The organism is Aeromonas rivipollensis (assembly GCF_037811135.1).
Taxonomy (GTDB): domain Bacteria; phylum Pseudomonadota; class Gammaproteobacteria; order Enterobacterales; family Aeromonadaceae; genus Aeromonas; species Aeromonas rivipollensis.
Genome location: NZ_CP149130.1, coordinates 130,818 through 151,050, shown reverse-complemented (window position 1 = coordinate 151,050; position 20,233 = coordinate 130,818). Strand labels below are relative to the sequence as shown.

Annotated in this window: 19 protein-coding genes; 14 read left to right on the top strand and 5 right to left on the bottom strand. The window is 64.4% G+C overall.

Going from position 1 to position 20,233, the window contains the following annotated elements:
• The first annotated feature begins 156 nt into the window (after nt 1–156).
• The 9 genes from WIR04_RS00690 (at nt 157) to malZ (ending at nt 8,761) form a co-directional block, all read left to right on the top strand.
• The gene (locus WIR04_RS00690) at nt 157–543 is read left to right on the top strand and encodes a TraR/DksA family transcriptional regulator (protein WP_025328724.1); all 387 of its coding nucleotides are present in this window, start codon (nt 157–159) and stop codon (nt 541–543) included.
• A gap of 187 nt (nt 544–730) precedes the next feature.
• Nucleotides 731–1,594: a hypothetical protein gene (locus WIR04_RS00685; RefSeq protein ID WP_338889737.1), complete on the top strand. Its 864-nt coding sequence runs from the start codon at nt 731–733 to the stop codon at nt 1,592–1,594.
• A gap of 105 nt (nt 1,595–1,699) precedes the next feature.
• Nucleotides 1,700–2,146, top strand: coding sequence for a DUF962 domain-containing protein (locus WIR04_RS00680; RefSeq protein WP_338889735.1), 447 nt, complete (start codon nt 1,700–1,702; stop codon nt 2,144–2,146).
• A gap of 20 nt (nt 2,147–2,166) precedes the next feature.
• Nucleotides 2,167–2,646, top strand: a complete 480-nt coding sequence (locus tag WIR04_RS00675) for a CreA family protein (RefSeq protein WP_338889733.1) — start codon at nt 2,167–2,169, stop codon at nt 2,644–2,646.
• A 77-nt stretch (nt 2,647–2,723) separates the two neighbouring features.
• Entirely contained in the window at nt 2,724–3,713 is a 990-nt protein-coding gene (locus WIR04_RS00670) for a 2-hydroxyacid dehydrogenase (protein WP_025328728.1), read from the top strand.
• Nucleotides 3,714–3,993: 280 nt separating this feature from the next.
• Entirely contained in the window at nt 3,994–5,358 is a 1,365-nt protein-coding gene (gene yegD / locus WIR04_RS00665) for a molecular chaperone (protein ID WP_338889730.1), read from the top strand.
• A gap of 204 nt (nt 5,359–5,562) precedes the next feature.
• Entirely contained in the window at nt 5,563–5,982 is a 420-nt protein-coding gene (locus tag WIR04_RS00660; RefSeq protein ID WP_338889728.1) for an META domain-containing protein, read from the top strand.
• Between the two features lie 69 nt (nt 5,983–6,051).
• A complete protein-coding gene (locus tag WIR04_RS00655) occupies nt 6,052–6,900 on the top strand; it encodes an HDOD domain-containing protein (RefSeq protein WP_041204403.1) in 849 nt (282 codons plus the stop codon).
• Nucleotides 6,901–6,931: 31 nt separating this feature from the next.
• Nucleotides 6,932–8,761: a maltodextrin glucosidase gene (gene malZ, locus WIR04_RS00650; protein ID WP_338889725.1), complete on the top strand. Its 1,830-nt coding sequence runs from the start codon at nt 6,932–6,934 to the stop codon at nt 8,759–8,761.
• A gap of 96 nt (nt 8,762–8,857) precedes the next feature.
• Here the strand turns inward: malZ and WIR04_RS00645 are convergent, their stop codons facing one another.
• Together WIR04_RS00645 and WIR04_RS00640 are read right to left on the bottom strand one after the other, a co-directional pair.
• Complete coding sequence (locus WIR04_RS00645) at nt 8,858–9,391, bottom strand: ATP--cob(I)alamin adenosyltransferase (protein ID WP_338889723.1); 534 nt, start codon at nt 9,389–9,391, stop codon at nt 8,858–8,860.
• An 85-nt stretch (nt 9,392–9,476) separates the two neighbouring features.
• Nucleotides 9,477–10,622, bottom strand: coding sequence for a DUF5610 domain-containing protein (locus tag WIR04_RS00640; protein WP_338892417.1), 1,146 nt, complete (start codon nt 10,620–10,622; stop codon nt 9,477–9,479).
• 169 nt (nt 10,623–10,791) lie between these two features.
• On the opposite strand from WIR04_RS00640, the gene trmA reads away from it, so the two are divergent.
• The 4 genes from trmA to WIR04_RS00620 all read left to right on the top strand — a co-directional run bounded on the left by trmA (nt 10,792) and on the right by WIR04_RS00620 (nt 14,532).
• Nucleotides 10,792–11,898, top strand: a complete 1,107-nt coding sequence (gene trmA, locus WIR04_RS00635; RefSeq protein ID WP_338889721.1) for a tRNA (uridine(54)-C5)-methyltransferase TrmA — start codon at nt 10,792–10,794, stop codon at nt 11,896–11,898.
• A 248-nt stretch (nt 11,899–12,146) separates the two neighbouring features.
• Nucleotides 12,147–12,854 (top strand): two-component system response regulator RstA, encoded by a 708-nt coding sequence (gene rstA, locus WIR04_RS00630; protein WP_338892415.1) that lies wholly within the window; start codon nt 12,147–12,149, stop codon nt 12,852–12,854.
• A 118-nt stretch (nt 12,855–12,972) separates the two neighbouring features.
• The gene (gene rstB / locus WIR04_RS00625) at nt 12,973–14,298 is read left to right on the top strand and encodes a two-component system sensor histidine kinase RstB (protein ID WP_338889719.1); all 1,326 of its coding nucleotides are present in this window, start codon (nt 12,973–12,975) and stop codon (nt 14,296–14,298) included.
• A gap of 54 nt (nt 14,299–14,352) precedes the next feature.
• Nucleotides 14,353–14,532 carry a hypothetical protein gene (locus WIR04_RS00620; RefSeq protein WP_025328738.1) on the top strand — a complete coding sequence of 60 codons (180 nt, stop codon included), beginning with the start codon at nt 14,353–14,355 and terminating at the stop codon, nt 14,530–14,532.
• Nucleotides 14,533–14,598: 66 nt separating this feature from the next.
• Here WIR04_RS00620 and WIR04_RS00615 read toward each other — a convergent pair whose 3' ends face one another.
• The 3 genes from WIR04_RS00615 to rpmE form a co-directional block, all read right to left on the bottom strand.
• A complete protein-coding gene (locus tag WIR04_RS00615; RefSeq protein WP_338889716.1) occupies nt 14,599–15,855 on the bottom strand; it encodes a malic enzyme-like NAD(P)-binding protein in 1,257 nt (418 codons plus the stop codon).
• A 178-nt stretch (nt 15,856–16,033) separates the two neighbouring features.
• The gene (locus tag WIR04_RS00610) at nt 16,034–17,467 is read right to left on the bottom strand and encodes a DUF2867 domain-containing protein (RefSeq protein WP_338889714.1); all 1,434 of its coding nucleotides are present in this window, start codon (nt 17,465–17,467) and stop codon (nt 16,034–16,036) included.
• A 116-nt stretch (nt 17,468–17,583) separates the two neighbouring features.
• Complete coding sequence (gene rpmE / locus WIR04_RS00605) at nt 17,584–17,799, bottom strand: 50S ribosomal protein L31 (protein ID WP_307765709.1); 216 nt, start codon at nt 17,797–17,799, stop codon at nt 17,584–17,586.
• Between the two features lie 147 nt (nt 17,800–17,946).
• Between rpmE and priA the strand changes: the two genes are divergently transcribed.
• Nucleotides 17,947–20,154: a primosomal protein N' gene (priA, locus tag WIR04_RS00600; protein ID WP_338889711.1), complete on the top strand. Its 2,208-nt coding sequence runs from the start codon at nt 17,947–17,949 to the stop codon at nt 20,152–20,154.
• The last annotated feature ends 79 nt before the right edge of the window (nt 20,155–20,233 follow it).

Here is a 20,233-nt window from a genome sequence, read left to right as displayed (position 1 = left end):
TTCTCTTTGCATACCTGCATTTTTTTGGTACAAGGCCCGCCCTGATTTGCACTCTCCTGCATGGATTTGGTGCAAATCGGACTACAGGGGCTTGGTCTGCGGGCCTACAGCCCCCATAAATGGGAAAAATTGGGAAACTGACTGGTAGCAAACCCTATGTGTGATTTCATGACTGAAGACCAACTGGCCTTTTACAAGGGTCAGATCGAGCGACAAATCCTCGAGCTCGAAGAGCGTCTCAACTCCCAAGCCAGCCAGGCCATCGCCACCGATACCAACGAGATGGCCGATGAAATTGATCGTGCCAGCATCGAGGAGGCCCGCCGTCTGGAGCTGAACCGCATCGAGCACGACAAGCTGCATCTGCGCAAGCTGAAAGGGGCGCTGAGACGCATCAATGAAGGGGACTTTGGTTACTGCGAATCCTGCGGTGACGAGATCTCTCTCAAGCGGCTGCAGGCTCGTCCTGAGTCCCGCTTCTGTGTCGAGTGCCAGAGCACCAAGGAATTCAACGACACCCACGTGTTCCGCCGCGTCGCCTGAGGCGCCAGTGAACCGTCACCCCCTTGTCGCACCGGGCCGCTGGCAAGGCAGTGTGCAGGCACCGGCGTCCTTGTAGACAGACGGGCATGCCGGGCTGCACATGAACCTTGTTTGCGGCTTCACAGCAAGAGCGTGACAACTTCTGTTAGACTCCGGGCAAGTCCCGGACTCTACAGGAGATCAGAGCGTGAAATGGCTCATCAAGCTGTGTTTGTGCCTGCCGCTGCTGGCACAGGCGCAGACTCTCACCGTCAAGGTCCCCAGCCGACCGATCAATGACCTCGACAGCGAATACCAGCTCAAGCTACTGGAGCTGGCACTCGACCGTGCCGGACAGCCCTACAAGCTGGAGCGGGTCGACCTCAATCTCAATCAGTTCACCCTGCAGCAGGAACTGCGCAAGGGCAAAACCATCAATGTGTTCTGGATGGGTACCTCCAGCGCCCTCGAATCCGCCCTGATCCCAGTCCCCATTCCGCTGTTCCGCGGTCTGGAAGGGCTGCGGCTGTCGTTCATCCACAGCGATGCCCAGGAGAAGTTCAACCAGGTCAACACCCTGGCAGATCTCAAGCAGCTGAAGGCGGCCCAGGGGGTCGGCTGGGCCGACAACAAGATCCTGGAGCAGGCGGGCATAGCGACCTACGCGGGGCGCTACAGCAACCTGTTCCGCCTCATCAACGACGGCGACAAGCTCGACTTCTTCCCCCGCGGTCTGGTGGAGATCTTCGCGGAACGCCGTGAGCTGGCGGCCCAGTACCCCAATCTCGCCATAGAGCAGCACTTGCTGATCCGCTACCCCTTCGCCGAGTTCTTCTTCGTCAGCCCAGAGTCCCCCAAGCTGGCCAAAGCGCTCCAGAGCGGACTGGAGCGGGCCTATACCGACGGCAGCTTCATGAAGTTCTTCCACGAGAATCCCAGGGTCCGCGAGGCCCTGGCCAGCGCGAACCTGGAGCTGCGGGTCACCATATCCCTGCCCAATCCGGACATGACACCCTTGCTCAGGAGCATTCCAGCCCAATATTGGGACTATCCACCCAGGCAGGGGCAGTAACGCCGGGATTCCAGAGCCCTATTTGTTGCAGGAGCAGTAGTCCCTGACCACCGGCTCGCAGGGAATAAGCGGGCCGGTCTCAACCAGCCGCACCAGGGAGGTGCCATGAAACGACTCGACGACTGGTTCAGCGACTACGGCCAGAGCCACCGGCACCCGGTCAATGTGGCCATCCACAAGGTGGCGGTGCCCGGTATCTACCTCTGCACCCTGGCCCTGCTCTGGTGCCTGCCGGCCGGGCCCTTGCCCCCCTCCCTCAACTGGGCGGCGCTGGTTGCCATTCCGGTGCTGGCCTTCTACCTGCAACTGTCGTTTGCCCTGTTCGTGGGGATGGCGGCGCTGACCGCGCTGGGGCTGGCCTTCTGTCACAGCTGGCAAGGACCCTTACTGTGGCCCGCCCTGTGCGGCTTCGCGCTGCTCTGGGTAGCCCAGTTCGTCGGCCATCGGATAGAGGGGAGGCGCCCCTCCTTCCTCACCGACCTGCAATTTCTGCTGGTCGGCCCCGCCTGGGTGCTGGCCAGCCTCTATCGTCGCTTGGGTATCCCCTACTGAGGGAGTCCAAAGGAGAAACCATGACACACTATTTCCCCCTCACCCGCGCCCTGCCTCTGCTGCTGGGCATGCTGTTTGCCGGTCCGGCGCTGGCCGACAAGGCCGATCCCGTCGGCGAGGTGAGCACCGCCTTCAAGCTGGTCGGCCCCAATCACAAGATCCTGGTGGAGGCGTTCGACGACCCCAAGATAGCCGGCGTCGCCTGCTACCTGGCCCGCCCCAAGACCGGCGGCGTCAAGGGCGGTCTCGGGCTGGCGGAAGATCCCTCCCACGCCTCACTGTCGTGCCACCAGACAGGTCCCATCACCCTCCCCGCCAAGCTCAAAGCCGGGGAAGAGGTGTTCGACGTCAGCACCTCCCTGGTGTTCAAGGAGCAGAAGGTGGTGCGTTTTTACGACGAGAAGCGCAATGCGCTGGTCTATCTGACTTACAGCACCAAGTTGGTGGATGGTTCGTACAAGAGCGCAGTGAGCGCCGTCCCCATCATGCCCTGGGGCTGAATCCTCACCATTTATCCCGTGATGACGGTCACTATTTGTTGTAATTTAACCACATCATTATCTGCGGAGAGCGCACCATGAGAGTCGCCGTTTTCAGTACCAAGAGCTACGACAAGGAACACTTCAATCAGGCCAACAGCCAGTACGGCTTCGAGCTGGAGTTCTTCGACGTGCGGCTGGAGGCCAAGACAGCCCGCCTCGCCCATCACTTCCCCGTGGTCTGCCTGTTCGTCAATGACGATGCCGACCGGGAGGTGCTGACCGAGCTGGCCGCCAACGGCACCAAGGTGATCGCCCTGCGCTGCGCCGGTTACAACAACGTGGATCTGGTCGCCGCCAAGGAGCTGGGGCTGAAAGTAGTGCGGGTGCCCGCCTACTCCCCCGAAGCCGTCGCCGAACACGCCGTGGGTCTGATGATGACCCTCAACCGCCGCATCCATAAGGCCTACCAGCGCACCCGCGACGCCAACTTCTCCCTGGAAGGCCTGGTCGGCTTCAACATGCACGGCCGCACCGCCGGCATCATAGGCACCGGCAAGATCGGCATCGCCACCCTGCGCATCCTCAAGGGCTTCGGCATGCGGCTGCTGGTGAGCGACCCCTACCCGAGCCAGGCGGCCATCGATCTGGGGGCCGAGTACGTGGACATCGACACCCTGCTGCGCCAGTCCGACGTCATCAGCCTGCACTGTCCCCTGTTCAAGGAGAACTACCACCTGCTGAACAAGGAGGCCTTCGCCAAGATGAAGGACGGGGTGATGATCATCAACACCAGCCGGGGCGGCCTGCTCGACTCCAATGCCGCCATCGAGGCCCTCAAGACCTCCCGCATCGGCGCCCTGGGGCTGGACGTCTACGAGGAGGAGGAAGATCTCTTCTTCGAGGACAAGTCCAACGAGGTGATCACCGATGACGTCTTCCGCCGTCTCTCCGCCTGCCACAACGTGCTGTTCACCGGTCACCAGGCCTTCCTGACCCGGGAGGCGCTGCACGCCATCGCCGACACCACCCTCGGCAACATCCAGGCCATCGAGAGCCAGGGCCGCAGCGACAACGAGGTGGAGTGACCCCTCCCCCATAGCGATGAAAACAGAGGGAGCCACTCCCTCTGTTCTTTGCGCCGACAGACACCCCGCTCGTCCTATTGCTCCCTGCGACCTCAATAACCTGGGTGCCGGGTTGTGAGACCCGACATCATCAGGTAGGCTACCAGCCCTTTTTTGTACAGGAGTCTGGCAAGCATGTTCATCGGATTTGCTCACTGTACCTCCGACTGTGCGTCGGGTTGTAAGACCCGGCACCTTCGGGCAGGCCAGTCCTCCTTTTTTACTCTGGAGTCTGGCACCCATGTTTATCGGATTTGATTACGGTACCTCCAACTGTGCCGTCGCCGTGATGGAACAGGGCAGCCCCAGGCTGCTGACCCTCTCCGGCTCCCACTACCTCCCCTCCACCCTGCACGCGCCGCACCGGGATGCCATCGCCGGCCTGCTGGCCGAACGGCTGGCCAGCACCCAGCAAGCGGAATACCTCAAGCTGCGCGGCCCCGTGGTGACCCGGGCCCAGGCGGTACGCCGCCAGATGCGCGAAGAGGGGCTCATCGACGAGCTCAGCTTCGGCGGGGCGGCGCTGGAGCGCTACCTGGAGGAGCCGGATGACGGTTACTACATCAAGTCGCCGAAATCCTTCCTCGGGGCCTACGGCCTCAAGGCGCCCCAGATCGCCCTGTTCGAGGACATCGTCTGCGCCATGATGCTGCACGTCCGCCACGAGGCGGAGCAGCAGACAGGGGCCCCCGTACGCCAGGCGGTGATAGGTCGCCCGGTCAACTTCCAGGGGCTGGCCGGGGAGGAGAGCAACCGCCAGGCCATCGCCATCCTGGGTGAGGCTGCCCGCCTCGCCGGCTTCGAACGGGTGGAGTTTCTCTACGAACCGGTCGCCGCCGGCTTCGAGTTCGAGGCGCGCCTCACCGAGGATGCCGTGGTGCTGGTGGTGGACATAGGCGGCGGTACCACTGACTGCTCCATGCTGCGCATGGGCCCCAGCCACCGCGACCGGCTCGATCGCAGCGGCGATCTGCTCGGTCACAGCGGCCAGCGCATCGGCGGCAACGACTTCGACATCCGCCTGACGGTGGAGGGCATGATGCCGCTGCTCGGCATGCACGAGACCCTCAAGACCGGCAAGCCCCTGCCCCACCCGCTGTTCTGGGACGCGGCCGCCATCAACGACGTCAGCGCCCAGAGCCGCTTCTACAGCCTGGATACCGCCCGCCAGCTGCAGGATCTGCAGCTCGACAGCCAGCCCGGCAGCAAGCTCTCACGGCTCGCCAGCCTGCGGGCCCACAAGCTGAGCCACCAGCTGGTGTGGCGCGCCGAGCAGGGCAAGATCGCCCTGTCCGACCATGAGCTCAATCACCAGACCCTGAACGAGCTGGAGAAAGGGTTGGAGGCGGAGCTCACTCGCCCTCAGCTGGCCAGTGCCTCGGCACCGCTGCTGGAGAAGATTGGCGAGCTGATGGACGAGGCGATCGCCGCCGCCGGCGTGTCGCCGGACCGGGTCTTCGTCACAGGTGGCAGCGCCCGCTCCCCCCTCATCAAGGCCTACATTCGCCAGAAGCTGCCCGCAGTGCCTCTGGAAGGAGGGGATGACTTCGGCTCTGTGGCCTCGGGCCTTGCCCGCTACGCCGAACGGCTGTTTACCGATGCATAAGCCGGTTCACCAATAAACACGCAAAAGGGGTCACATTGTGACCCCTTTTGCGTGCAACCCGACTCGCCCGGGGCGGGTGTTGCCATTTACCGACACCCCCCTGCCCCTGAGGGCGACAGAAGCGGTCGGGCTGGCCCCCCCTCGCCCTGCCTCCCGGGCCGTGGCACGGGTATGCTTGTCGCTCCCATCACCGGAGCCCCTTCCATGCCCAGATTTCTGCTACTGCTGCTCGCCCTGCTCCTGCTCAGCGCCTGCAGCAGTGCTCCCCGCTTCGCCTCGCAAGATCTGCAGCACCACCACTGGGTGCTCGACAAGCTGGATGGCCAGATCATCCCCAGCAGCCGCGTCAATCCCCCCGACATCGAGATAGGGGAGCACTTCACCGTCAATGGCATCGCAGGGTGCAACCGCTACTTCGGCCAGGGCCATCTCGAGGATGACAGACTCTGGGTTACCAGCCTCGGCAGCACGGCCATGGCCTGCCCGCCCCGGCTCGACCAGATCGAACAGGCGGTACTCGCCACCCTGATGGAGGGCGCGACCCTGAGCGGCACGCCACAGACCCTGATCCTGACCGGAAAACGGCACCGTTTGGAATACAGACTGCGAGACTGGGTGTACTAGGGCTCACAAAACCACTCGCCGACAGGAACAACTGGCCCAGCTGTGGCACAATATGAGGCACTGTTCGCAATGGAGGCTGCCTCAGCCATGTCGATGGATCGCCTGTTTGGCAAGATCAAACAACTGCCCACAATCCCGCAGCTGCTGCACGAGCTGATGCAGAGTTTCAACGATGAGAATGCCCGCATCGACGAGATCGCGGCCAAGATCGCCATGGATCAGGTGATCAGCGTCAAGGTGCTGCGGATGGCCAACTCCGCCGCCCTGCGCCGGGGCAACGAGGTGACCTCCATCGAGCAGGCGGTGATCCGTCTCGGCTTCAACCGCTTGCGCTCCGTGGTGGTCGCCTCCGGCATCATCAGCAGCTTCAAGGCCCCCCCGGGCTTTGACAAGCACCGCTTCTGGACCCAGACCTTCCAGGTCGCCACCATAGCCCGCACCCTGGCCCAGCAGACCAGGGCGGTGGATCCGGAGAGCGCCTTCACCTGCGCCCTCATTCACAACATCGGCGAGCTGCTGATCCAGAGCACCCTGCCGGAGGAGGCCGGGCTCATCAACCTGGCCATCGAGAAGGGGAGCAGCAGGGTCGAGGCCCAGCGGGAGATGCTGGGGTACGACTATGCCCAGCTCGGCGCCGAGCTGGCGAAGCGCTGGAACCTGTCGGCCTCCTTCGTCGATGCCATCGCCCAGCAGCTGGATCCCCTCTCCCACGATCCGGTCAGCAAGGAGGCGGTGCTGATCCGGCTCTCCGTCTTCGTCTCCTTCGCCTGGCACGCCGGGGTACCGGCCCAGACCATCATAGCGCGCTTCCCCAAGCCGCTGGCCGACCAGCTCGGGCTGGATCCCGCCACCCTGGCGGATCAGCTGGAGCAACTCCACGAGCAGGGCAATGCCCTCGCCGACCTCCTGACCCAGTAGCCTTTGGCCACCCTCTGATGCAGTAGATACCATGACCCATCCCTTCCTGTTTCATCCCCAGGTGGCACCCTGGTTCAAAGAGAGTGCCGATACCCTGTTGCTCACCCTGTTCAGCGAGCTGGACGCCCCCATCCGCGAGGTGTGGCTGCGTCACGAGCCGGACAACGAGGAGTACCTGGTGGCCATGCGCCCCGTCTCGACCCGGGACAGGCTGCAGGTCTGGCAGGTCGAGCTGCCGCTGGCCAAGGGGCAGGAGATCCACCTCTACTGCTTCAAGTGCCTCACCGACCAGGAGCAGTGGTGGTTGCACGGGGCGGGCGTCAGCGCCGCCATGCCGCCGCGGGAGCAGCATTTCCGCTTCAACAGCCATCATCAGCCGCCGACCTGGGTACAGGATCAGGTCTTCTACCAGATCTTCCCCGACCGCTTCTGCAACGGCGACCCGTCCCTCAGCGTCAAGCATCACGAGTACGAGTACCGCGGCAAGGCGGTGATCAGCAAGGCCTGGGGCGAGCCGGTCAGCCGCCACGAAGAGGGACACGGCGCCTGCGAGTTCTACGGCGGAGATCTGGCGGGCATCGACGCCAAGCTGCACTACCTGCAATCCCTCGGGGTGACGGCGCTCTATCTCAACCCCATCTTCGATTCGCCGAGCAACCACAAATACGACACCCAGGACTACTTCAAGGTGGATGCGCACCTCGGCACCAACGCCCAGTTTGCCGAGCTGACCCGCAACCTGCACCAGCGCGGCATGAGGATCATCCTGGATGCCGTGGTCAACCACACCTCCACCGATCACCCCTGGTTCTGCCCGCCGCTGGGAGCCCAGAGCAACCCGGACTCCCCCTGGCGCAGCTTCTACACCTTCGACCAGGAAGGGGATTATGTCAGCTGGAAAGGCATTCGCAGCCTGCCCAAGCTGGACTTCGCCAGCGAGCAGGTGCAGGACGCCGTGTATCGGGCAGACAACGCCATTCTGCGCTACTGGATGCGCGCCCCCTACCAGATCGATGGCTGGCGCTTCGACGTCATCCACATGCTGGGGGAGCGGGGCTCGGCCATGGGCAACAGCGGCCATGTGCGCGCCATTCGCGGCGCTGTCAAGCAGGAGAACCCGGACGCCTACGTGCTCGGCGAACACTTCTTCGAGGCGAGCCAGTGGCTGCAGGGGGATCAGGAAGACGGCGCCATGAACTACTACGGCTTCGCCCACCCCATCCGCGCCTTCCTGGCGGGGCAGGACATCGCCTATCACCCCATCAAGATCAGCGCCGAGGAGCTGGACAGATGGCTCAAGCTGGCCCGGGCCCATATCCCCTTCAAGAACCAGCTGGCCCAGTTCAACCTGCTGGACAGTCACGACACCGCCCGCTTCCTCCACCTGCTGGGGGAGGACAAGCAGCGCATGCGGCTCGCTGCCACCCTGCTCATCACCTACATCGGCGTGCCGTCCATCTACTACGGCGACGAGGTGGGGCTCTCCGGCGGCAACGATCCGGACTGCCGTCGCTGCTTCCCCTGGGACACCACCGACTGGGATCATGTGCTGCACGATCACTATCGCCGACTGATCCAGCTGCGCCGCCAGCGTCCGGCCCTGCGCCGGGGCGACATCCAGACCCTCTACGCCGGCCCTCACAGCTATGTGTTCGCCCGCACCCTGCAAAGCGATCAGGTGGTGGTGGCCTGCAACCGCCACCCGACCGAGCCGCGTACCATCAGCCTGCCCCTGTGGCAGACCGCCAGCCCCGCCAGCCGCTTCACCGACGCCTTCAACGGCGACAAGTTCGAGGTGGTGCAAGGGGAGGTACAGCTCACCATACCGGCCAACTCGGCCAGGGTGCTGCTCTCCAGCTAAATGCGCTGTTGGCACGCTGAAAAGCAAAACCGGAGCCTGTGCTCCGGTTTTGCTTTATGTCGCTTCGGCAAACCTTGTGGCAACCCCCAGGCGACCTCAGTAGTTGATGCTGACATAGGGGACTTCGGTCACATCCCACGCCTGCTTGAGGTAGACGGTGAGTACGAAGAAGAAGTTCGCCAGCAGGTTGGCGAAACGGTAGAGGATGGGGTCAAAGCTTACGCCGCTCTCTTCGAGGCGCACCAGCAGGCGCACCACCTTCTTGCTGCCGCAGCGGCACAGGTGCAGGGTGGGGATGGGCTGGGGTCCCTGGGGCAGCACGAAGCCGGTGACCCGGCCGCGGCTCGCCTCGTTGTAGTGATCGTAACGCCCCTTCAGCCAGTCCAGATCCTCCTCGAAGATCCCGAGCCTGCCGCGCACCGAGCCGTTGAGGTTGTAGATGAGTCGCTGCAAGATCGCCAGATCCGCCAGCATGGGATGGGTGTCGGCATCCGGCACAAGGTGGGACAGCACGGCCCCCACCTGGCAGCAGAGCTCGTCGGTGGCGATCTCGTAGTCGCACTGGAACTGGGTCTCGAAGATGAAGGGGTAGCAGAGCTCGCGCTTGTCTCTTGGCTTCTTGGGGTTCATGGCATCGTCTGGCTGGAGAAAAGGGCAGTGTGCCAGCCCGGGCCTGGGCTGGCAAACGCCGCATCAGAGGGGCGACGAACCGGGATCAGCTCGTCGCCATCTGCTGGCCGAGCAGCCTCATGGCCTCCAGCATCCGCTGGTTGAAGCCCATGAAACCGGCGCCCTCGGCTGCCTCGCCCTGGCCTCGCGCCGCCAGCACCGCCAGCACCGCAGGGGTCAACGCCTGCTGCTGGGCGGGCGGCAACAGGGCATCGGCCTGCTGCTGCAGCTGACTCAGCTTCGGCAGGTAGTCCGCCAGCGGCTTGAGCCCCTCCTGCAGCGAATGGGCCCCCTGATAGGTCTGGCTCAAACGGGCCGACTGTTTGAGCTTGAGGGAGTAGGAGGCCAGCTGGCTGTCGTCGAGTTGCAACCCATCCAGTCTGTCGGCCAGGGTCTTGCCCTCCCCGCCCCCGAAGAACTGGCCGGCCAGCTCGTCCAGCCCCTTGACCAGCTTGCCGATGGCGTCCATCTCGCCACTGTCGAGATCCCCCTCCAGGGAGAAGTCGAAGCTCTGGCTCGACTTGAGGCTGAACTGGCTGCCGCTGTCGTCGTTACGGGACTTGAACTGCCAGCTGTCGCTGAACCTCAGCATCACCTTGTCCCCGTCCCGGGTCTCGATCTCGAGGAAGGCCTGCTGCCGGCTGGCCATCTTGGCCGCCCCGAGATCCGTGGTCGAGACCTCGCCAAGGAACTCTTGCTCGAAGGACTCCAGTCCCTCCTGGATCAGCTTGTAACTCTGCTCCATGCCGGTCTTGATGTCCTCGTTGTCCGCCCAGTCCCCAAGCTGCTTTCTGGCATCGCCGAAACCCATCTCCACCCCTTTGCGGGCCTGCTCCATCATCTTGGCCAGATCCTCATCCGACTTGCCGTCGGCCCGGGCCGCCCCCAGCCGTCCGGTGACGAACTGCAGCACGTTGTCCGCCACGGCCTCGAAATCGAACAGGGTCTCCGGGGTGATCGCCTCTGGCGGATCCAGCTTGAACTCCTGACTCCTGGGGGCCTGATAGTGCTGGCCATTGATCTCCAGCGCGAATTGCAGCGCCTGCTGGATCAGCACCTGGGCCCACTTCGGGGGCTTGTTCAGGGAGACCTCCTCCCCGCTGCCTGCCGGTTTCGACTCTGCCTGTTGAGGCGATTTGGGAGCAATGCCCACTCCCTTGGGTTGGGCTGCGCCCATGCCATCGATCTGCATCATCACTCTCCCGCCATACTGGTGGATCGGTTATCGGCCCGACTGGCCACTTCTTGACCACAAAAAACTTGGACAATCCGCGACGGCCTTTTAAAATCCCCACCCTTTGGTTGGCTGCGGCCTTCCCCCGGTTTCTGCCCGGCCCTGCCGGTGTGCATCTGAGGTATCTATGACCCAATCCCAGCGGACCCCCGCCGACTACCAGGCCCAGCTCGACGAGAAGCGCGATCGCCTCACCCAGCTGTTCGCCGACTTCAACCCGCCCGCGCTTGAGGTCCATGCCTCCCCCGCCGAGCACTACCGGATGCGTGCCGAGTTCCGCATCTGGCACGAGGGGGATGACCTCTTCCACTGCATGTATGCCCAGGCCACCAAGGAGATCATCCGGGTCGACAGCTTCCCCACCGCCAGCCTGCTCATCAACCGGCTGATGCCGGTGCTGCTGGAGGGGCTGCGCCCACACCCGGTGCTGCGCCGCAAGCTGTTCCAGATAGACTACCTCTCCACCCAGTCCGGCCAGCTCTGCGTCAGCCTGCTCTACCACCGCAAGCTGGAGGCGGAGTGGCAGCAGGCCGCAGAGGCCCTGCAGGCCGACCTGCGGGCCCAGGGGTTCGATCTGCAACTGATTGGCCGCGCCCACAAGCAGAAGATCTGCCTGGGGGAGGAGTTCGTCATCGAGCGACTCAAGGTGCAGGGGCGCGAGCTGGTCTACAAGCAGGTGGAGAACAGCTTCACCCAGCCCAATGCCGCCATCAACGAGCAGATGCTGGGCTGGGCGCTGGATGTGACCCGCGGCAGCGAGGGGGACCTGCTGGAGCTCTACTGCGGCAACGGCAACTTCTCCATCGCCCTGGCCCAGAACTTCCGCAAGGTGCTGGCCACCGAGATCGCCAAGCCGAGCGTGGATTCTGCCCAGTTCAACATCGCCGCCAACGGGGTGGACAACCTGATCATACTGCGCATGTCGGCGGAGGAGTTCACCATGGCGATGCGCGGCGAACGTGAGTTCAACCGCCTCAAGGGGGTCGATCTCGGCGCTTACCAGTGCAACACCATCTTCGTCGACCCGCCCCGTGCCGGTCTCGACGACGCCACAGTCCGGCTGGTGCAGGAGTACGACAACATCCTCTACATCTCCTGCAACCCCGAGACCCTGCAGGCCAACATGGCGGTGCTGGGCGAGACCCACGAGATCGCCCGCTTCGCCCTGTTCGACCAGTTCCCCTGGACCCACCATATGGAAGCCGGGGTCTATCTCAAGCGCAAAGCGGACTGATGTCACAGGGAAGACCGCTTCGCCCTGTCCGAGCCATTTCCCCCTGGACCCACCACATGGAAGCCGGGGTCTATCTGCGCCGCAAGGCGGGTTGATGCCGCAGGGGACACACCGATCCCCGCTCGACAGGCAGAATGACAACAGGGCCCTCGGGCCCTGTTTTGATTAGTTATCCCGGTGCAGGGCGCTGGCGCAGCCGTTATGCTGGCGACACGCGCATTCGCGCCATCGCCGGGGGCCACGCCACCATGCCACGTGTTCTGTTTGTTGAAGATGATCCCGAGATAGGCCAGCTCATCAGCAGCTGGCTCGGCCGCCACGACATAGAGGTGCTGCTGGAGACCCGGGGCGATCTCGCGCTGGCCAGGGTGGAGGTCGAACAGCCCGATCTGGTGCTGCTCGACATCATGCTGCCCGGCCAGGACGGCCTCTCCCTGTGCCGGGATCTGCGCCCACGCTTTGCCGGCCCCATCGTCATGCTCACCTCGCTGGACAGCGACATGAACCAGATCCTCAGCCTGGAGCTCGGGGCCAACGACTACATCCTCAAGACCACGCCGCCCCCCGTGCTGCTGGCCCGGCTACGGGTCCAGTTCCGCCAGCAGGGGCAGGCGCCGCAACCGGCCGCCCTCAGCACGCCTCCCCAGCGCCTGCAGTTCGGCCGCCTGCGGATCGATGGCCCGGGGAGGGATGTGCGCCTCGACGGCAACAGCATCCCGCTCTCCACCGCCGATTTCGATCTCTTGTGGGAGCTGGCCTGCCACGCCGGCCAGATCCTGGGACGGGAGGCGCTGTTTCGCAGCCTGCGGGGCCGCGACTACGACGGCCAGGACCGCAGCATGGATGTGGCCATCTCCCGCCTGCGCCGCCGGCTTGGGGATGACAGCACCAACCCGACCCGGATCAAGACGGTGCGCCAGAAGGGCTATCTGCTGGTGCCCCAGGCCTGGGAATAAGCAGTTACCGAATGACCTTGATGCTCTCTGCTCCCTTCTCCCCTTGCGGGAGAAGGGTTGGGGATGAGGGGGCAACAAAGCAACGCCCAGACGCAATCCAGACAAGAGGAGAGCCCCCATGCGCCGCCTGTTTATCCAGTTCTACCTGCTGCTGATCGGCTGCTTCGGCCTCGCCATCCTGCTCATCGGCCTGGTCTATCAGGTCAGTGCCGAGAGGGCCGGTGATCGCTATCTCGAGCACATGATGCAGGGCTCCCTGGGGCTGCTCACCGGCGAGCTGGCCCGGCTGCCACCCGCGCGCTGGCCCGTCCGCATGGGGGAGCAGAGCCAGCAGCTCAAGCTGCCGCTGCAACTCGGCGCCCTGGCCAACCAGCCGCTGGCCAGGGAGGATCAGGCCTTCCTCGAGGCGGGCAACATCGTCATCGTCGAGGAGGATGACACCTTCCTGCAGCGCATTCCGGGCACCGACCAGGTGCTGATCGTCGGCCCCGTCCCCTATCTCTCCTACCTGCACGAGCTGCACTGGGTGGACGTGGGCCTGCTGCTGCTCATCGGCCTCTCCCTCGGCCTGCCCATTCTGCTCTGGCTGCGCCCCCACTGGCACGGCCTGCAACGGCTCGAACAGACCGCCCGCCGAGTTGGTGACGGGGATCTCTCCTGCCGCACCGGCCTGCCTCCCGGCAGCAGCCTGGGCCGGGTGGGACGCACCTTCGATCAGATGGCCGAGCAGTTGCAGGCCATGCTGGCCAGCCGCAAGCAGCTGACCGACGCCATCGCCCACGAGCTGCGCACCCCCCTGGTGCGGCTGCGCTACCGACTCGCCATGCTGGCCGAGCCTCCCACCGCCGAGGAGCAGCAGGGGCTGGAGCGGGATCTCGGCGCGCTGGACGCCCTCATCGAGGAGATGCTCACCTATGCCAAGCTGGATCGCCCCGAGCTGCCGCTGCAGTGCAGCGATCTCGAGCTGAGTCGCTGGGCCGGGGAGCGACTCCCGGACTGGCAGGCGCTGCGCCCGGACAGACGACTCGCCCTCCTGCTTCCCGCCCATCCCCTGCCCTGGCGCGGCGACATCCGCCTGCTGGACAGGGCGCTGGAGAACCTCATCGGCAACGCCCTGCGCCATGCCGCCAGCCGAGTGAGCCTCACCATGAGCCGGCAGCAGGATCACTATCTGCTGGAGGTGGCCGACGACGGTCCCGGCATAGATCCGGCGCTGGCACCCCAGATCTTCGAGCCCTTCGTGCGGCTGGACCAGAGCCGGGACAGGCGCACCGGCGGCACCGGCTTAGGCCTCGCCATAGTGCGCAGCATAGCGCGCCACCACGGTGGCGAGGTGCAGTTGCTGCCCGCCGAGACGGGGGCCCGCTTCTGCCTCAGGCTGCCCGTACATTTGGATACAAACCGTCACCAGCCACTCACTGAACCTCAGGCCCGGCAGCCCTAGGATGACGTCATGGAGAGCCGCTCCATGTCATCAAACCGAACGAGGAACTGGAATATGAAAAAGCTGATCCCCCTGAGCCTGGCCGCTGTCTTCGCCCTGACCTCCGGCTTCACCATGGCTGCCACCCCGACCAAGGCTGCCGCACCCCAGGCCACCCAGACCAAGGTGGTGAAAAAACATCACAAGGCAACCCATGCCGCACCGGCCGTGAAAGTGGCCCCCAAGACCAAGTAACAGGCGCACAAGCTCCCAATGAAAAGGGGCCCCATCATGGGGCCCCTTTTGTCGTGCTCAGTCGGCTCAATCTTGCATGTAATCTGCCGACAGCGCGATGCGCGCCACGCCGGAGGCCACCGCCGCCAGCGCCACGGCGCGGGCCACGCGAGGCAGCAGACGGGCATCCATCGGCTTGGGAATGACGTACTCCTTGCCGAAGGTGAGCGCACTCACCCCGGCGGCGGTCAGCACCTCGGCCGGGACCGGCTCCTTGACCAGGCCACGAATGGCCTCCACCGCAGCCACCTTCATGGCATCGTTGATGCGGCTGGCGCGCGCGTCCAGGGCGCCGCGGAAGATGAAGGGGAAGCAGATGACGTTGTTGATCTGGTTCGGATAGTCGGAACGGCCCGTGCCCATGATGAGATCGTCGCGCACCGAGTGCGCCAGGGCGGGCTTGATCTCGGGATCCGGGTTGGAGCAGGCGAAGATCACCGGATTGGGGGCCATCAGCGCCACCGCCTCGGCAGGCAGCACATCCGGGCCGGAGACGCCGACAAACACGTCCGCCCCGTCGATGACATCCATCAGGGTACGCAGGGGCGTGTCGTTGGCGAAGCGCTGCTTGTACTGGTTGAGATCGGTGCGACCGCTGTGGATCACCCCCTGACGGTCCAGCATGAAGATGTTCTGTGGCGCAGCGCCGCATTTGATCAGCAGATCCATGCAGGCGGTGGCGGCGGCACCGGCCCCCATGCAGACGATGCGGCTCTGCTCGATGCGCTTGCCTTGCACTTCCAGCGCATTGAGCAGGCCGGCGGCGGTGACGATGGCGGTACCGTGCTGATCATCGTGGAACACCGGTATGTCGCAGCGCTCGATCAGCGCCTGCTCTATCTCGAAGCACTCGGGGGCCTTGATGTCTTCCAGGTTTATGCCACCGAAGGTGTCGGCGATGGCTGCCACTGTGTCGATGAACTGCTGGCTGGTCTCGTGCTTGACCTCGATGTCGATGGCGTCGATGCCGGCGAAGCGCTTGAACAGCAGGGCCTTGCCCTCCATCACCGGCTTGGAGGCCAGCGGCCCCAGATTGCCCAGCCCCAGGATGGCGGTGCCGTTGGAGATGACGGCCACCAGGTTGCCCTTGCCGGTGTAGCGGTAGGCATCGGCCGGGTTGGCGGCGATCTCGCGCACCGGCTCGGCGACGCCCGGGCTGTAGGCCAGGGCCAGATCGCGGGCGGTCTCGGCGGGCTTGGTGAGGGCGATGGCTATCTTGCCGGGAATGGGCTGGGCGTGGTAATCGAGCGCTTGTTGACGAAGATCGTGACGCAGATCGGACATGGGGGACCCCGATACGGAAGTGAATGAGTGGTGCATTGGCTCGCCTGTGGCGAGGGCTGGGGATCATAAAGAAAACCCGCCCCCTTTCACAGCAGAAAATATCGCCAAGTCGCACTGACAGTCGACTCAGCAGCATCTCCTGCCACGCATAAATACCTATTTAGTTATAGATGCGATTTCAGTCCATCACGGGAATGCCGGCCCTCGCCTCCGCCTGGCGGGCGATGGCCTCCGTCATCCCCTGGAAGATGAAGAGGTGGAAGGGCAGCATGGCGAGCCAGTAGGCCAGCCCCCAGGCCCCCTGGGGGTGCCAGTGAGCGGTCACCCTGAGCCGGGTCAGGCCGGACTCCTGGGGCTGGATGTTGAACTCCAGTCGCCCGACGCCGGGGGCCTTCATGTTGAACAGCAGATCCAGCCTGCGCCCCTCGTCCACCCCGAGGATCTGCCAGGAGTCCAGCATGTCTCCCTTCACGAAGCGATCCGGATTGGTGCGACCCCGGGTGAGCGCCGGGCCCCCAATCAGGTGATCCATCCATTCGCGCACCACCCACAGCTCATTCATGTAGAAGTAGCGCTGCTCACCCCCCAGCTGCTGCAGCACCTGCCACACCACCTCGGGGGAAGCGAGGCACTCGGCCTCCCCGCTGGCGGTGCGATCGTAGAAACCGTACTCGGGATGTCGCCAGCGCAGGCCGAGTGGCGTCTCCTCCCCCTGCTGCTCGGCGCCGAGCTTCTGCTCCAGCGCCAGGCTCTCCGTCAGCGCCTCGTCGAAGCTGAGCAGGTGCTGGGGCAACAGGGCCCGCAGTGGACCATCGTCGGCCGGAATGTCGTGCTTGAGGCCGCCCACCAGCGCCTTGGCGATGGGTTGGGGCACAGAGGTGGCAAACTGCAGCCACCAGGCGGAGAGGCGCGGGCTCAGGAAGGGGATGGGAACAATGGGGCAACGCTTGCCGATGTGGGCGGCAAACCTCTGCAACTGCTGCTGATAGCTGAGCAGCTCGGGGCCCGCCGCGTTGAAGATCTGGCCATCCACCCCTGGCGCCTCCACCAGCCCGCCCAGATAGTGAAGCAGGTTGGAGAGGGCGATGGGGGGCGTGCGGGAGCGCACCCACTTGGGCGTCACCATCATGGGCAGGTTGAACACCAGATCCCGCATCACCTCGAAGGCGGCCGAGCCAGGGCCTATGATGATGCCGGCCCGCAGCTCCACCGTGGGCACGCCCGCCTCCCGAAACAGCTCGCCGCAGTGGCGACGGGAGTTGAGATGGCGGCTGTTGCAGCGCTCTGGCTGGATGGCGCCGAGATAGATGATGCGGCGCACCCCGGCGGCGCGGGCGGCGGCGGCGAAGTTCTTCACCCCTTGCTGCTCCAGCCGGTGAAAACCGGCGCCTGCCCCCATGGCGTGCACCAGATAGAAGACGGTATCCACCCCGGCAAGGGCCGGCAGCAGGGTGATGGGCTTGAGGCTGTCGGCGAGACGAAACTCCACCCCCTCCGGCAGGCGGCAGGGGCGGCGGGCCCCGGCGATCACCCTGTAGCCCAGCGTTTGCAGGTGGGGCACCAGGTAAGATCCGATGTAACCGGCCGCCCCCATCACCAGACATGTGCGCATCTGTTCTTCTCCCATGATTGAGCCAACACCATAGGACAAAGCGGGGCAATACAGAACGCCAGCCAATAAAAAAGGCGCCCGATGGGCGCCTTTTTCAGAATTCTTCAGAAGCAAGATTACTTCTTGGCAGTCAGACCACCGAAACGCTTGTTGAACTTGTCTACGCGGCCGCCGCTAGAAACTTCTTTCTGCTTGCCGGTATAGAACGGGTGGCACTCGGAGCACACGTCCAGGTTCAGATCTTTACCCAGGGTAGAGAAGGTATTGATGACGTTACCGCAAGAGCACTTGCAGGTGATGGCTACGTACTCGGGATGGATACCAGCTTTCATGGACAACCTCGATTATCAGGCCGTGTCGCCATCCGATCTCTTGTCGGACACCACACGATTGTTGAACACAGTTTCAAAGGCTGCGAATAATATAGGAAATGCCTGAGATCAGGCAAGTGGCTTCGCAGAAAAAATAGGCAACCCCTGGTGAATTCTTCCCAAATGCTGGATCTGGTTCGTGTCGCTGTCCCGGTGCCCTTGCGCCGTCACTTCGACTATCTCTCCCCCTTGCCCTTGCCTGAGCCCGGTTGCCGGGTCGAGATCCCTTTCGGCCCCCAGACCCTGGTCGGTCTGGTGGTGGATCACCCGACCGAGAGTCAGGTGCCTCGCGCCAAATTAAAGCCCTTGAAGCGGGTACTCGACACCACTCCTGTGCTCGGGCCCGACATACTGGCGCTGATGGCCTGGAGCGCCGGCTACTACCAGCATCCCCTGGGTGAGGTGCTGCCTCACGCCCTGCCTGTGCTGGTGCGCAAGGGGGAGCCCGCCGCCTACCGGGAGCTGGAGTTCTGGTTTGCCACAGAAGCCGGGATGGCAGTCGATCTCAACGAGCTCAAGCGGGCTGCCAAGCAGCAACAGGCCCTCGCCCTGCTGCGCAAGGGGCCTCAGACTCCCTCCGCCCTCAAACAGGAGGAGATCCAGAGTGCCGCCCTTACTGCACTGGAAAAGAAGGGGCTGCTGGAGAAACGCTCGCTGGAGCCGAGCCACGACGGCGACTGGGCAGCCCATTTTGACGCCGGTGAGGGGCTGCGCCTCAACGGCGAGCAGGCGCTGGCGGTGGCCGCCGTCACCAGCCAGAGCGACAAGTTCGGCGCCTTCCTGCTGGACGGCATCACCGGCTCCGGCAAGACAGAGGTGTACCTGAGCATCCTCGAGCCCCTGCTCCGTGCGGGCAAGCAGGCCCTGGTGATGGTGCCGGAGATCGGCCTCACCCCCCAGACCATCAACCGCTTCCGCCGCCGCTTCAAGGTACCGGTGGTGGCGATGAACTCCGCCATGAACGATCGGGAGCGGCTCGATGCCTGGCTCGCCTGTCGCGACGGTGGCGCCGCCATCCTGATCGGCACCCGCTCTGCGGTGTTCACCCCGTTCAAGAACCTCGGCATCATCATCATCGACGAGGAGCACGACGGATCCTTCAAGCAGCAGGACGGTTTTCGCTACCACGCCCGGGATCTGGCGGTGATGCGGGCCCACCGTGCCGGTATTCCGATCCTGCTTGGCTCGGCCACTCCGTCGCTGGAGACGCTGCATAACGCCCGCACTGGCAAGTATCACCACCTCAGCCTGACGCGACGTGCCGGCAACGCCCAGACCGCCCGCCAGGTGATCCTGGATATCAAGAGCGTGCGCTTGCAGGCCGGGCTCTCCCCCCAGCTGGAGCAGCTGATGGCGGAGCACCTGGTGGCCGGCAATCAGGTGATGCTGTTCCTCAACCGGCGCGGCTATGCCCCTTCGCTGATCTGCCACCAGTGTGGCTGGAGCGCCGCCTGCGAGCGCTGTGACGCCTGGTACACCTGGCATCAGGCCGGGCGTCGGCTGCACTGCCACCACTGCGACAGCGTGCGCCCGCTGCCCCATAGCTGTCCGGAGTGCGGCAGCAATGAGTTGATCGGCTCGGGAGTGGGCACCGAGCAACTGGAGCAGCTGCTCACCACCGTATTCCCCCAATACCCTGTGGTGCGTATCGATCGGGACAACACCCGCCGCAAGGGGGAGCTGGAGACCCACCTCGGCGACATCAAGGCGGGCAAGTACAAGATCCTGATCGGCACCCAGATGCTGGCCAAGGGGCACCACTTCCCGGACGTAACCCTGGTGGGCCTGCTGGATGTGGATGGCGCCCTGTTTTCCGCCGATTTTCGCGCCGCCGAGAAGCTGGCCCAGCTCTACACCCAGGTGGCGGGCCGCGCCGGTCGCGCCAGCAAACCCGGGCTGGTGGTGCTGCAGAGCCACCACCCCGAGCACGCCCTGCTGCAGGATCTGACCCAGAACGGTTACGGCCACTTCGCCGATACCGCGCTCAAAGAGCGCCGCCTGCTGGGGTTGCCGCCCTTCAGCTATCAGGGATTGTTCCGGGCCGAGGCCAACGGCCGGGACGAGGTGCAGCTGTTCCTCGGCCGGCTCGCCGATACCCTGCGCAGCGCCCGTTATCCCCAGGTGCAGGTGCTGGGGCCCATCAGCGGCTTCATGGAGCGCAAGGCAGGCAAGTTCCGCATGCAGCTGCTGGTGCAGGGACCCAGCCGCCCCCCCCTGGCGCAACTGCTGGATTGGGCGGTGAAGGAGCTGGACGGCTGGCCGGAGACCAAGAAGGTGCGCTGGAGTCTGGACATAGATCCCACGGAGTTGAATTAAGGGTCGCTGCGCTGGTCCGATTACGCTTCGCTAATCAAACCTACGGATCTTGCGATAGTGCGCACCCACCATGGCGTCT